The 13,516-nt window shown below is 57.6% G+C and carries 13 protein-coding genes; 10 read left to right on the top strand and 3 right to left on the bottom strand.

Going from position 1 to position 13,516, the window contains the following annotated elements:
- Positions 1 to 5 precede the first annotated feature (5 nt).
- Entirely contained in the window at positions 6 to 974 is a 969-nt protein-coding gene (gene epmA, locus C7H08_RS10940; protein ID WP_106671775.1) for an EF-P lysine aminoacylase EpmA, read from the top strand.
- Between the two features lie 8 nt (positions 975 to 982).
- Here the strand turns inward: epmA and asd are convergent, their stop codons facing one another.
- Positions 983 to 1,849 carry an archaetidylserine decarboxylase gene (asd, locus tag C7H08_RS10935; RefSeq protein ID WP_106671774.1) on the bottom strand — a complete coding sequence of 289 codons (867 nt, stop codon included), beginning with the start codon at positions 1,847 to 1,849 and terminating at the stop codon, positions 983 to 985.
- A 189-nt stretch (positions 1,850 to 2,038) separates the two neighbouring features.
- On the opposite strand from asd, the gene motA reads away from it, so the two are divergent.
- The gene (gene motA / locus C7H08_RS10930) at positions 2,039 to 2,890 is read left to right on the top strand and encodes a flagellar motor stator protein MotA (RefSeq protein ID WP_106671773.1); all 852 of its coding nucleotides are present in this window, start codon (positions 2,039 to 2,041) and stop codon (positions 2,888 to 2,890) included.
- 31 nt (positions 2,891 to 2,921) lie between these two features.
- Positions 2,922 to 3,881, top strand: coding sequence for a flagellar motor protein MotB (gene motB, locus C7H08_RS10925; RefSeq protein WP_106671772.1), 960 nt, complete (start codon positions 2,922 to 2,924; stop codon positions 3,879 to 3,881).
- Between the two features lie 30 nt (positions 3,882 to 3,911).
- Here the strand turns inward: motB and rsgA are convergent, their stop codons facing one another.
- Complete coding sequence (gene rsgA, locus C7H08_RS10920) at positions 3,912 to 4,967, bottom strand: small ribosomal subunit biogenesis GTPase RsgA (protein ID WP_106671771.1); 1,056 nt, start codon at positions 4,965 to 4,967, stop codon at positions 3,912 to 3,914.
- Positions 4,968 to 5,082: 115 nt separating this feature from the next.
- On the opposite strand from rsgA, the gene orn reads away from it, so the two are divergent.
- Positions 5,083 to 5,625, top strand: a complete 543-nt coding sequence (orn, locus tag C7H08_RS10915; protein WP_106672091.1) for an oligoribonuclease — start codon at positions 5,083 to 5,085, stop codon at positions 5,623 to 5,625.
- A 13-nt stretch (positions 5,626 to 5,638) separates the two neighbouring features.
- Here the strand turns inward: orn and queG are convergent, their stop codons facing one another.
- Complete coding sequence (gene queG, locus C7H08_RS10910) at positions 5,639 to 6,727, bottom strand: tRNA epoxyqueuosine(34) reductase QueG (protein ID WP_106671770.1); 1,089 nt, start codon at positions 6,725 to 6,727, stop codon at positions 5,639 to 5,641.
- 133 nt (positions 6,728 to 6,860) lie between these two features.
- Here queG and C7H08_RS10905 point away from each other — a divergent pair, with 133 nt between their 5' ends.
- From C7H08_RS10905 to hfq, 6 genes are read left to right on the top strand one after another with little or no spacing between them, the layout of a single operon-like run.
- On the top strand, positions 6,861 to 8,423 hold the full coding sequence (locus C7H08_RS10905) for an NAD(P)H-hydrate dehydratase (protein WP_106671769.1): 1,563 nt from the start codon (positions 6,861 to 6,863) through the stop codon (positions 8,421 to 8,423).
- Positions 8,420 to 8,917 carry a tRNA (adenosine(37)-N6)-threonylcarbamoyltransferase complex ATPase subunit type 1 TsaE gene (gene tsaE / locus C7H08_RS10900; protein WP_106671768.1) on the top strand — a complete coding sequence of 166 codons (498 nt, stop codon included), beginning with the start codon at positions 8,420 to 8,422 and terminating at the stop codon, positions 8,915 to 8,917. Before C7H08_RS10905 ends, tsaE begins: the two co-directional genes overlap by 4 nt.
- Positions 8,914 to 10,245: an N-acetylmuramoyl-L-alanine amidase gene (locus C7H08_RS10895; protein WP_106671767.1), complete on the top strand. Its 1,332-nt coding sequence runs from the start codon at positions 8,914 to 8,916 to the stop codon at positions 10,243 to 10,245. The genes tsaE and C7H08_RS10895 overlap by 4 nt, the downstream gene beginning before the upstream one ends.
- 20 nt (positions 10,246 to 10,265) lie before the next feature.
- On the top strand, positions 10,266 to 12,155 hold the full coding sequence (mutL, locus tag C7H08_RS10890; protein ID WP_106671766.1) for a DNA mismatch repair endonuclease MutL: 1,890 nt from the start codon (positions 10,266 to 10,268) through the stop codon (positions 12,153 to 12,155).
- 7 nt (positions 12,156 to 12,162) lie between these two features.
- Positions 12,163 to 13,203: a tRNA (adenosine(37)-N6)-dimethylallyltransferase MiaA gene (gene miaA / locus C7H08_RS10885; protein ID WP_106671765.1), complete on the top strand. Its 1,041-nt coding sequence runs from the start codon at positions 12,163 to 12,165 to the stop codon at positions 13,201 to 13,203.
- Positions 13,204 to 13,237: 34 nt separating this feature from the next.
- A complete protein-coding gene (gene hfq, locus C7H08_RS10880; RefSeq protein ID WP_044384232.1) occupies positions 13,238 to 13,486 on the top strand; it encodes an RNA chaperone Hfq in 249 nt (82 codons plus the stop codon).
- The last annotated feature ends 30 nt before the right edge of the window (positions 13,487 to 13,516 follow it).

Genomic DNA, 13,516 nt, shown 5'->3' with positions numbered 1-13,516 from the left:
CGCCCATGACGGATCAACCTGTCTGGCGACCCACTGCCTCGCGGGAACACTTGAAAAGCCGTGCACAGCAACTTGCGTATGTGCGCGGCTTTTTTGCTGAGCGAGGTGTACTGGAAGTAGAAACCCCGGTGCTGGGGCGCCACGGTGTGACAGACGTGAATCTGGAGGGCGTGGCTGCCTCGGTTGACGCTGGCGGCGTCTCCGGCGGCTGGTTACAAACATCGCCGGAATATCACATGAAGCGACTGCTGGCGGCAGGCTCCGGCTCCATTTTTCAGGTGGCCCGAGTGTTCCGCAACGGTGAGCTGGGTCGTCGTCATAATCCCGAGTTTTCCATGCTGGAATGGTATCAGGTCGGGTTGAATGACATGGCCCTGATGGCCGAGGTGTCCGACCTGGTTTGTGGCTGGCTGGATTGTGAGAGGCCGGACATCTTGAATTACCGTGACGCGGTTCGGGTGATCGCGGGTTTCGACCCGATGACCATCTCCCGTCATGATCTCTACCAGGTCTGTGAGCAATGGCTGGAGCCAGAACAACTGGCGGGCATGAGCCGGGATGATTGCCTGGATCTGGTGATGAGTTTCCGGGTAGAGCCTGAGCTGGGGCAGAAACGACCGGTCTTTATTACCCGCTACCCGGAGTCCCAGGCGGCACTGGCCAGAGTTACGTCAGAGGATGGCTATTCGGTCGCCCATCGTTTCGAGCTCTATATCAACGGCCTTGAGTTGTGCAATGGCTACTGGGAGCTGACAGATCCTGCCGAACAGCGGAAACGTTTTGTGGAGGATAACCGGCGGCGTCAGGCCGCCGGCAAGCCGAAGATGGCGGTGGATCAGGCGTTTCTGGCAGCGCTGGATGCTGGCTTGCCGGAGTGCTCCGGTGTTGCCCTTGGGCTGGACCGGTTGCTGATGCTGAAGACCGGCGCGGCTCGTATCGAAGAGGTGTTGGCTTTCCCCATCGAGCGTGCCTGAGTAAAGGCTCAGGACACCTCGGCAGCCAGTTTGCCGAACGCCTCACCCAAGCGAACGGTTTTGCCGGCCATCTGTTCCGGGTTCCATTGCACCGATCCTTTGGGCATCACCAGAACGACGGTGGAGCCCAGGCGGAAGCGACCCATTTCATCGCCTTTTTCAAAACGGATAGCGTCTTCGTTCTGGTAGCTCCAGTGAGTCAGTTTGGCAGGGTTTGGTGCAATTACGCCGGCCCAGGTGGTCTCCATGCTGCCAACAATCATCGCGCCCACCAGCACCATCGCCATCGGGCCAGAGTCGGTATCAAAAATACAGATCACCCGTTCGTTTCTGGCAAACAGGTTGGGAACGTTCTGTGCTGTTACCGGGTTGACCGAAAACAGATTGCCCGGGACATACACCATTTCTCGCAGCGTGCCCGCCATTGGCATGTGAATACGATGGTAGTCTTTGGGTGACAAATAGATGGTGGAAAACTCGCCTTCTCGAAAAGGTTCAGCACTGGCTTCTTCGCCGCCCAGCAGTTCGGTGAGCCCGAAAGACTGGCCCTTGGCCTGAAATACCCGGTCGTTAGTGACCTGACCGAGCTGACTGATGGCACCGTCCACGGGGCTGACAAAGACATCATCGCCGGCGGCGATGGTGCGGGCGCCGGGCTTGAGCTGGCGAGTGAAAAAGGCGTTGAACGAGGGATAGGCGGTGGGGTCCGGTTCAGCCGCTTCGCTCATGTTTACGCCGTACCGGCCGACAAACCATTTAACAATCCGATTTTTCAGGGCGGGATAATCGGTGCTGTCGGCCAGACGCCCGGCAAGGTGGGAAACCGTGCGCTGGGGTGTTACGTATTGGCTGAGGATAAACAGTTTATCAAGCATTTAAAGAGTCTCGGCAGAACAAAGCCGGCAGTTTAGCAAACACGGCGCTGTGTATAGAAATTGTTTCACGGCTTCGCTGTTGGCTCAGAGGCTTGCTATGATCAGGACGCCGTGCCGGTTACGGTCGTAAACGACTCCTCCTGGCTAGCGGTAGCGGTCAACCAGACAACAAAAGGCGTACATTTACCCATGCTGCTGATTATTGGTGCGGTGATAGTTGTAGTGAGCGTGCTTGGCGGGTACGTCCTGCATGGAGGCAATCTTGCGGTCTTGTGGCAGCCGACAGAGGTGCTGATCATCGGTGGTGCGGCCGTAGGGTCTTTTATCATCGCCAACCCGATGCATACTGTCAAAGAGGTCGGCAAGGGTTTCATGCGCCTGCTCACTGGTTCTCCTTTTAACAAATCCTACTACATGGACTTACTCAGCCTGCTGTACGAAGTGTTTGATAAATCCCGCAAGCAGGGTGTGATGGCAATAGAGGAAGATATCGACAACCCCGAGAATAGCCAGATTTTCACCCGTTACCCGGCGATTATGAAGTCCCGCCATTTGCGTGATTTTATCACTGATTACCTACGCATAATCAGTTCCGGCAACATGGCGCCCCATGAGCTTGAAGGCATGATGGAGAACGAAATAGATAATCGCCAGCACGAGCTTGAAGAGCCTTCTCATGCGGTAAACAAAATTGCAGATGCCCTGCCTGGCCTCGGTATTGTGGCGGCGGTTCTGGGTATCGTCATCACCATGAACTTCCTGACTGAGGGGCCTGAAAAAATCGGCCTCAGCGTGGCTGCGGCATTGGTTGGTACCTTTCTGGGCATCTGGATGGGTTACGGTTTTGTGGGGCCAATGTCCATCTCCATGGAACACTCTGCCAAGTATGAGCTGAAGGCTTATGAATGTGTGAAGTCGGCCATCGTGGCGACCGTGTCCGGACAGGCTCCGCAGATGGCCATTGAATTTGGTCGCAAATCATTACCTACCGACAAACGGCCTGGCTTCCAGGAACTGAACGATCACGTCCGCTCCAAGTAGTTATCGGAGCGGCGACAGCCGGAGTTAAGGCGTGGAAGAACAGCCGATCATCATCAAACGCAAAAAGAAAATAGTGGCCGGTCACCACGGCGGCTCCTGGAAAGTTGCGTTTGCGGATTTTGCCACTGCCATGATGGCGTTCTTTTTGGTGCTCTGGCTGACGGCGACCGCGTCCCCCGAACAAAAGCTCGCCGTTGAGGGCTATTTCAAAGATCCCGTTGGTTTCATGGAGGGCGGCGCGTCCAGCCCGGTGGACCTGGGTGGCAGTGCCTCGGTCATCAACGAGGCGACCCAGGATATCGAATCAAACCCTGTCCAGATTCAGGATGAGGTGGTTGATCAGTTGGCGGATACCCTGGAGCAACGGCGGATGCAGCAATTGTTTCAGCAGCTTCAGGAGCGTATTGAGCAAAACGACACCTTGCAGGAGTTCAAGGATCAGCTGCTGATCGACATTACCGATGAGGGGTTGAGAGTCCAGATCGTCGACCGTTCAGGGCGCCCGATGTTCGACAGCGGTCGGGATGAGCTGAAATATTACTCGCAAGACATTCTGTTTGAACTAGCCAGCACGCTGGGCTCGGTCAACAACAAGCTCAGCATCACCGGGCATACCGACGCGACGCCTTTCAGGGGCCGGCCAGGTTATACCAACTGGGAGCTTTCGTCCGATAGAGCCAATACAGCGCGCCGGGCACTGGTCGCCGGCGGTGTCCGCATGGAGCAGATTGCCCGGGTGGTCGGATTGAGTGATTCGGTGCTGTTTGAAAAAAATAACCCGACGGCACCCGTTAACCGCCGCATTTCCATCATCGTGCTGAACAAGAAAGCCGCAGATAGTATCGAAACGGGCGCCGGACGATCTGATCAGCCGGTGATTGACCTTACCCAGCCAAGTGAAGAGGAGCAGCAGGAAGCGTCTGATCGGCTGGAAAGCGGTGACTGGTTCCAGGAGCGTGAGCAACCAGCGCCGGGAGATCTGAACTGGTAGGTTCTGGCCAGGATCAGCGCCTGGCCCTGCTCAAGTAAGCTTGAGTCCGCGAGCTTGCTGCTCAGCCATGGCCTGCAGAATCCGATGAAAGCTCTTCAGTCGCTCCCGGGACACGGTGCCCGCTTCCACTGCGGCATCCAGAGCGCAGCCCGGGTCGCCCATATGGCGGCAATTGCGAAACTTGCACATGCCGATCAGTGGCCGGATTTCCCGAAACCCGTATTCCACTTCTTGCGGGGTCATGTGCCAGAGGCCAAATTCCCGAATGCCCGGGGAGTCAATCAGGTCGCCGCCGGCAGGCAGGTGGAACAGCTTGGCGGTGGTGGTGGTGTGCACGCCCTTGCCGGTACTTTCAGACACCGCACCCACCCTGAGCAGTTCATCCGGCAGCAGCGTCTGAATAATTGACGATTTGCCGACCCCGGATTGTCCCACAAACACTGTGGTCTGGTCCCGCACCAGTGCTTCCACTTCCGGCGCGGGTTTGCCGTCACCGGCGGTGGCAGACGTTCTGGCAACCTTGTAGCCTAACCCTTCGTAGCGAGACAGCAGGGTATCAATCTGCCTGCGGTTCTGATCGTTGATCAGGTCAGTCTTGTTGAGCAGGATCACCGCCGGAATATCGCAACTCTCGGAAGCCACCAGGTAGCGGTCAATCAGGTTGTCATGGGGTTCCGGCTCCGGCGCAATCACCAGAACAATGTGATCGATGTTCGCCGCAACGGGTTTGAGGGCGCCGAAATTGTCGGGCCGCTGCAGTAAATTGCCTCGTTCACAGCGGGCGACGATGACCCCTGTCTCGCTTTTCCCGGGCCGCCAGACCACCCGGTCACCGGTTACCAGGCTGTCGATATTCGCCCTTACAAAACAACGGAACACCCGGCCAGGCTCATCGCCTTCCAGAGCTTCGATGTCCAGTTGCTGGCCGTAGTGGGCAATCACTAACCCTTCTTGCTCCTGCCCCAATTCTCCGGCTTCATCCTGTTGCACGACCGACTGTTCTCTGCGCGCAGCACGAGTGGCCCGATCTTTCTGGATTTTCTCGATGCGCCATTGCTGGCGGTTGTTCAGTTTGCGCTTGGCCATTGGGTTCCGTGCGTTGCGGGAAAGTGGTGTGACACATGATACGTGAATCATGGACAATAGGCAGAGTTTTGAAATTGCACAGGCACCCACTTTCAACGGCATAGGTTTCAAAGAGATGAGCAACGGCAACCGACTGGTATGGATAGACCTGGAAATGACTGGCCTGGATCCGGAGAAAGAGCGGATTATCGAGATGGCCACGATTATTACTGATTCGGAACTGAACACCGTCGCCGAAGGCCCAGTGATTGCTATACATCAGCCCGACAGCTTGCTGGACAGCATGGACGAGTGGTGCACCAATACTCATGGTGCCAGTGGCCTGACCCAACGAGTCAAAGACAGCAGCATCAGCGAAACCGAGGCCGAACAACAAACCCTCGAATTCCTCAAGCAACACCTGATCAAAGGCCAGTCACCCCTTTGCGGGAACAGCATCGGCCAGGATCGGCGCTTCCTGGTCAAATACATGCCTGAGCTTGAAGGCTTCTTTCACTACCGCAACCTGGATGTCTCCACCGTTAAAGAACTTGCCCGCCGCTGGCGCCCGGATGTACTTGATGGCGTCAAGAAAAAAGGCAGCCACCTGGCGCTTGATGATATCCGGGATTCCATCGAGGAATTGCGCCACTACCGCGAGCACTTCTTCAAGCTGTAAATCTGGCTGCAAGCTACAACCCGTGCCGGCGCAGAGCCCAAGCCACATGCTCCCGGACCAGCTCTGAGGGGTGGTCTGCACGCTGCTTTAACGCCTCAATCACCGGAATGGTGGGCGGGGCGTTGCCCAAGCCCACCGCCAGATTGCGCAGCCAGTTCTCATAACCGGTTCGGCGAATGGCGGAGCCTTCGGTGCGCTCCAGAAACTCCTGCTCGCTCCACAAAAACAGCTCCGCAAGGGCCGAGTTGTCGAGCTTATGGCGGGGCAGAAAATCCGTTTCCCGAGTTGGTTTGCTGAATTTATTCCAGGGACAAACCAGCTGGCAGTCGTCGCAGCCAAACACCCGGTTGCCCATTTTCGCACGCAGCTCTTCGGGGATGGGTCCTTTGAGCTCAATGGTGAGGTAACTGATGCAGCGGCGGGCATCCAGTAAGTGAGCACCCACAAAGGCATCGGTCGGGCAAACCTCCAGGCAGGCCGAGCAGGAGCCGCAATGCTGGCTGTCAAACGGCGGATCTACAGGTAAAGGCGCACTGGTAAAGATTTCGCCCAGGAAAAAATAAGAGCCGGCTTTCGGGTGAATGACCATGTTGTTCTTGCCAATCCAGCCCAGACCTGCGCGCTGCGCCAAGCCTCGTTCCAGCACCGGTGCGCTGTCGACGAAGGCGCGGTAGTCGTACCCGCTGACCGCCTCGTTAATACGTTTGGCCAGCTTGGCCAAACGTTTGCGCATCAGCTTGTGGTAATCGCGGCCCAGAGCGTAGCGGGTTATGTAGGCGGTTTCCCTATCGGCCAGTGCCTGCCCGGGGCTATCCGGGGAGGTCAGGTAATCCATGCGAACTGAAATAACCCGCAGCGTGCCCGGTACCAGCGAATCCGGGGTGTAGCGTTTGCCGCCATGATCGGCCATGTAGGCCATCTCACCGTGGTAGCCGGCGTTCAGCCATTGTTGCAGTCGTTCGGCATGGGGGCCGGTATCGGCGCCGGTTATGCCAGCGTCGGCAAAGCCCAGCTCTTGCGCCCATTGCCGGATCTGGCCGGGCAGGGCCGCGAGGGCCGGGGTTTCCGTTGCGGTGTCATCTGGCTTCTGTGTCGATGTCATGAATTCGATGCTGGCAGCGTAACCTGCGAAGATTTAATTTGATTAAGTTATGACCTTTTTTCCTGTTTTGCTATTCTTTACAGGTGTCTGGCCAGTTTTCTTAAACTGGTTTCTTTAACGGGAGTTCCGGCGAATGTTCACGCGCACTGCGCATAGTCTACCAGAAGCCCTCTATTCCGCCGATTCGGTTCGGGCGATGGACCGTTATCTGATTGATCAGCAAGGTGTTGATGGCTTTGAACTGATGCAGTCGGCGGCGCGTTCAGCGTTTCGTCAGCTGATCAAGCACTGGCCAGCGCCTGATTCGGTTCTGATATTTTGTGGGGCAGGGAATAATGGTGGTGATGGTTATCTGGTGGCAGCGAATGCCCGGCGCCACGGACTATTGGTGGAATGTATCGCCGTTGCGCCTACCGGAAAACTGCAGGGCGATGCGCTCAAGGCACTGAACAAGGCCCGGGCCGATGGTGTTCCGATTGCCGAGCTCAACGAGTTGAACGAGGCCGATATAAGTCGCCAGCTGTCTTCGGCAGGCCTGGTGGTGGATGCCATGTTAGGAACCGGCGTGACCGGGGCGCCCCGGGAGCCGGTTGCCGGTATCATTCGTCAGATCAACAGGTCGGCGTTGCCGGTGTTGGCGGTGGATATGCCCTCCGGGCTTGATGCCACCACCGGGTCGGCCGAAGGCGAAGTCGTTCACGCACAGCTGACGGTAACCTTTATCGGGTCGAAAGCGGGCTTGTATACCGGCGCTGGTGCCGGCGTGTGCGGCAAAGTTGTGTTTGATGCGCTCGATACCGGCCACGACGTCACTGAAAGCGGCGAGCAGCCGATTTCGGCACTGCACAGCTGGCAAGACTGCCGACACTGGCTGCCCGTCAGGCCGATGAACGCCCATAAAGGACGTTTTGGTCATGTGCTGGTGGTGGCGGGTGATCGAGGTTTTGGTGGCGCAGGCATCATGGCGGCGGAGGCAGCTTCCCGGACAGGCGCAGGGCTGGTTTCTCTGGTCACGCGTCCGGAGCACGTGACCGCGGCGTTGGCCCGGTGTCCGTTTCTAATGGTTCACGGCGTGGTTCACGGCTCTGGGCTGAAATCTTTGCTGGCAAAAGCGGACGTGTTGGTGTGTGGCCCGGGCATGGGCCAGTCGGCCTGGGGCCAGCAGATGTTGCAACAGGTTCTGGCGAGCGGCAAGCCCCGGGTACTGGATGCCGACGCCCTGAACCTGATGGCTGCGCGCGAGCCGGTGGCTGCTGACAATCATATTCTGACGCCGCACCCTGGCGAGGCTGCCCGGCTACTGGGATGCAAGGTCCATGAAATAGAAGCCGATCGCCTGTCGGCCGGCCGCCGAATTCAGAAAATCTGGGGCGGGGTGGTGCTGCTGAAAGGCGCGGGCACCGTGGTAGTCGGTGATCACGGGCAATCATCTATAATTGCCGGGGGAAACCCGGGCATGGCCACCGGCGGGATGGGTGATGTCTTGTCGGGAATGATTGGCGCATTGATGGGTCAGATGGCTGACCCTGAACGGGTTACTGTGATGGCCGCTGCGCTGCATCTGGCGGCAGCGGATTATGCTGCACAACAGGTCGGATATATGGGATTGACGCCTGCTGACGTCATTGACGCCGTGCCCAGGGTCCTGAGAAAAACGGAACGGGTTGATAGAAATCATGACCGGGAGCAGCTATGAATATCTTCGGCAACGAACGCCGGTTTTTTCTGGAGAGCGAATCAGAAACCGAACAACTGGGCGGTGAGCTGGCTTCGCTGGTCAAAGCCTCAGGGCGGGGCGTCACCGTGTTTCTGGACGGTGAACTTGGTATGGGTAAAACCACTCTCAGTCGGGGCGTTATGCGTGGTCTGGGGCACGAGGGTGCGGTAAAGAGTCCCACCTACACGCTGGTAGAACCCTATGAAGAGCTGGAGCCGCCCGTTTACCATTTTGATCTGTACCGCCTGGGCGACCCTGAGGAACTGGAATATATGGGCATTCGGGATTATTTCTCTGAACGTAGTTTTTGCCTGATCGAATGGCCTGAGCGCGGTCAAGGCGTATTGCCCGATCCGGATCTCGAGATACATCTTGAACGGCAGGATGACGGACGATCGGTGGTGTTGCGGGCCCGGTCGGAATTTGGAGCATCGCTGCTGAACAACATTGAGTTGATAGGGCCGGATTTATGAAAATTGTACTGGTTTTAATGCTGGCCCTGGTCGCCAGCCTGGTTCAGGCCGGCACTCAAATTGAAGGGGTTCGGATCTGGCCGGCGCCGGATCATACTCGCCTTGTCCTCGATACTCAGGGTGGCGTGGATCATAATGTGTTTGCGCTTTCGGGGCCGCCAAGGCTGGTCATCGACCTGAAGGGTACCGCCCTGAAAGCAGATCTCAGCAAGGTCGACCTGAGCGGTAGCCCGATACAGCGTATACGGAGTGCGCCGCGCAATGGCAGCGACCTGCGGGTGGTTCTGGATCTGAAAAGCGACATCAAACCCCGCAGCTTTGTGCTGGAACCAAACCAGCAATACGGGCACCGTCTGGTGGTTGACCTGATTGATGAGCAAGGCAGTCGTCTGGAACGCGCGGCCAGCCCGACGGTCACCCAGGATTCCGCCGGCAAGCGCGACATTGTGGTGGTAATTGACCCGGGCCATGGCGGTGAAGATCCTGGCGCCATTGGCCCCCGGGGCACCCGGGAAAAAGACGTGGTGTTCAAAATGTCCAAAACACTGGCTGAACTGATTAACAAGCAGCCAGGCTATACTGCGAAACTCACGCGCACCGGGGATTATTACATTGGTCTGCGCAATCGCACGCTGTTAGCCCGCAAATACAACGCCGACCTGTTTGTCTCGATGCATGCTGATGCCTTCCGCACGCCACAGCCCAGCGGCGCCTCGGTTTTTGCCTTGTCGCAACGGGGAGCTACCAGTGAAACCGCACGGTGGCTGGCGCAGAGTGAAAATCGCTCCGACTTGATCGGCGGCGCCGGCGGGCTGTCCCTCGATGGCCGTGACGATATGCTCGCCGGGGTGCTGCTGGACTTGTCGATGACGGCCAGTATCAACGCCAGTCTGGGGGTCGGCAGTTCGGTGCTGGGCAAACTGGGCGATGTCGCAAAATTGCACAAGCCGGGCGTGGAGCAGGCAGCTTTTGCGGTCCTGAAATCGCCGGACATTCCCTCGATACTGGTAGAGGCGGGCTTCATATCTAACCCCACAGAAGAAAAGAATCTGGGTTCCGAGAGGTATCGGAACCGTCTGGCCAGCGCCGTCATGGACGGTATCAATGACCATTTTCAGCGTACTCCACCACCAGGCACACTGCTGGCCTGGCAAAAGGAAAATCAGCGCGGCGGTGGCCAGATCAGCCGTTATCGTATTCAGCGCGGTGACACGCTGTCGGGCGTCGCCAGGCAAAATCAGACCACCGTCAGTGAGCTGATGCGCTTTAACGGGATGAACGACGATCGTGTTATGGTAGGGCAAACCATTCGTATTCCCTCATCCTGATCAAGAGGTAGTTCCCGGATATGCCCCACATTCAGTTGCTCTCGCCCCGGCTTGCCAACCAGATTGCCGCTGGTGAAGTGGTGGAGCGCCCAGCCTCAGTTGTCAAAGAACTGGTGGAAAACGCGCTGGATGCCGGCGCTAGCCGGGTTGATATTGAAGTGGAGCAGGGCGGCGCAAAGCTGATCCGGGTGCGTGATGACGGCTCGGGTATTGATGAGTCCGATCTGCCCTTGGCATTGAGCCGGCATGCCACCAGCAAAATCCTGACCTTGGACGATCTCGAAGCGGTCGGCACTCTTGGCTTCCGGGGTGAGGCTCTTGCCAGTATCAGCTCGGTTTCCCGTCTGGCACTGACCTCGCGAACCGAAACTCAGGAAGCCGCTGCCCGTGTTGAGGTAGAAGGTCGCGATATGGATGCGCGCATCTCCCCCGCCGCCCACCCGGTCGGTACCACGGTGGAAGTCCGTGACCTGTTCTTCAATACTCCGGCACGACGCAAATTCCTGCGTACCGAGAAAACCGAATTCAACCATGTGGAAGAGTGCATTCGCCGGCAGGCCCTGAGCCGTTTTGACGCCGGTTTCACCCTGCGCCACAACCAGCGTGTGGTGCAGAGTTTGCGACCTGCGGAATCCGAGGTCGACAAGGAGCGGCGGATTGGTTCGCTGTGTGGTCAGCAGTTCATTGACAACGCGGTGGTGATCGATGCTGAAGCAACCGGCCTGAGGTTGTGGGGCTGGGTAGCCTTGCCGACGTTCTCGCGCAGTCAGTCTGACTTGCAGTATTTCTTCGTTAACGGTCGGGTGATCCGGGACAAACTGGTCGCTCACGCTGTGCGGCAGGCCTATCGGGATGTGCTTTACAACAATCGTCATCCTGCCTTTGTGCTGTATCTTGAAGTGGACCCCGCCACCGTTGATGTCAACGTGCACCCCACCAAGCATGAAGTGAGGTTCCGCGATGGTCGCCTGGTTCACGACTTCATCTTCCGAACCTTGCACCGGGCGTTGGCGGATGTGCGCCCGGATGACCAGTTCAGAGGTGCGGTCGCACAATCTTTTGGTCGGGAACAGGGGGCGTCACCGACGGATTCGCCTGCCCCTGTGTCGCTCTATGGAACTCAACCGGCATCGATGATGCCCGGGCAGTTGTCAGGGCAGGGTGGTTTCGGCCATTCAGCGGCTATGCCACCGCAGCAGGAATGGAAGGCCAGTGACCAAATGGCGTTCTACCAGTCCCTGAACGAGGGCGGCGGAGTGGCCTCAGGGCCAGGTCATTCATCATCGCAGCAGATCCCGACCACACCACCGCATGACAGCGCTGAGGAGCCACCACTGGGCTATGCCATTGCGCAATTGCACGGGATTTACATTCTCGCTCAGGGCAAAGCGGGTATGATTGTGGTTGACATGCACGCGGCCCACGAGCGCATCACCTATGAGCGAATGAAGCGGGCTCTGGTCGAGCAGGATCTGAAAACTCAGCCTTTGTTGGTGCCGCTGTCACTGGCGGTCAGCCAGAAAGAAGCCGCTCTGGCCGAAACCCACGGCGAGGAGTTGCGGCATCTGGGCTTGCAGATTGAACGAATCGGACCAGAAACCTTGGCCGTGCGGCAGATTCCGGCGTTGTTGCGCGGGGCGAACACCGAACAACTGGTGCGCGACGTGCTCGCGGATCTGATCGAACATGGTCAGAGCGATCGCATTGAAGCCGTGACCCATGAATTGCTGGGCACCATGGCCTGTCATGGCTCAGTGCGGGCCAACCGCCAACTGACGATTCCGGAAATGAATTCGCTGCTGCGTGATATGGAAGCCACCGAGCGCAGTGGCCAGTGTAACCATGGCCGACCAACATGGACCCTGGTCACCCTTTCCGAGCTCGACAAGCTGTTCCTGAGGGGCCGTTAAGTCAATTATGTCCGAACCTGACGCTCCAGCGCCCTTGCCACCGGCCATTTTCCTGATGGGGCCGACCGCCTCTGGCAAAACCGATCTTGCCATTGAGCTCTGCCGGCGCCTGCCCTGTGACATCATCAGCGTGGATTCCGCGATGGTTTATCGCGGCATGGATATAGGGACGGCGAAACCGGGTGCTGAGGAACTGACCACAGCGCCGCACCGGTTAATCGATATTTGCGATCCTGCTGACACATACTCCGCTGCGGATTTTCGCCGCGATGCGCTGGCTGAGATGGCGGAAATTACCGGTCGCGGCCGCATCCCTTTGCTGGTTGGCGGCACCATGATGTACTTCAAGGCGCTGCTGCACGGTATGTCGGACCTGCCCTCCGCCAGTCCCGCGCTGCGGGAGCAACTTGAGCGGGAAGCTAAAGAACACGGCTGGGAGCAGTTGCACCGCGAACTGGCGGCCCGTGACCCGGTGGCGGCCGGGTTGATTCACCCCAATAATCGCCAGCGTCTGATGCGTGCGCTTGAAGTGATCCGCCTGACCGGAAGGCCAATTTCGGAAATCTGGCAGGCGCCGTCTGGAACTTCCTCAGGGGATAACCTGTCGGGCATTGAGGATTACACCTATTTTACTCGCTGGCAGGCAGACGAAAGCCCGAGCCTGCCGTATACTGTTTCACAGTTTGCCTTAGCGCCAGTCGAGCGTTCCGAGCTGCATCAGCGGATACAGCAGCGCTTTCAGGCTATGCTTGAGTCGGGATTCCTGAATGAAGTGGAAATCCTGATGGAGCGGGGTAATCTCAATTCTGACATGCCATCGATGCGTTGCGTTGGTTATCGGCAGGCCTGGGATTATCTTTCGGGCAGCAGTGATTATGAGGCGTTTGTTAGTAAGGGAGTGGCTGCCACCCGCCAGTTGGCCAAACGGCAGCTTACCTGGCTACGTAAATGGCCAAATGTTCACTGGCTGAGCGTTGGTGATCCGCAAGTGGTGATTGAAACCTTGAAAAAATCCGGGCTTCACACCACATTTAATTCAGAAAAATGACGATCTGCATTTACTCATAAACAGGAGAAAACACATGTCAAAAGGGCACTCTTTACAAGACCCTTACCTCAATGCTTTGCGCAAGGAACGCATTCCGGTTTCTATCTTCCTGGTCAACGGCATCAAGCTGCAGGGACAGATTGAATCCTTTGACCAATTTGTCATTCTGCTGAAGAATACCGTCAGCCAGATGGTCTACAAGCACGCGATTTCTACTGTGGTGCCCGCGCGTAATGTGCGCTTGCCGCCTCAGAACCCGGCTGAGGGTGAGTCTGAAGACTGATCTTTGCGGACACTTCCGGTTTCCCACACC

This window comes from Marinobacter halophilus (assembly GCF_003007685.1).
GTDB lineage: Bacteria > Pseudomonadota > Gammaproteobacteria > Pseudomonadales > Oleiphilaceae > Marinobacter > Marinobacter halophilus.
This window is presented reverse-complemented; position numbering and strand designations above follow the sequence as displayed.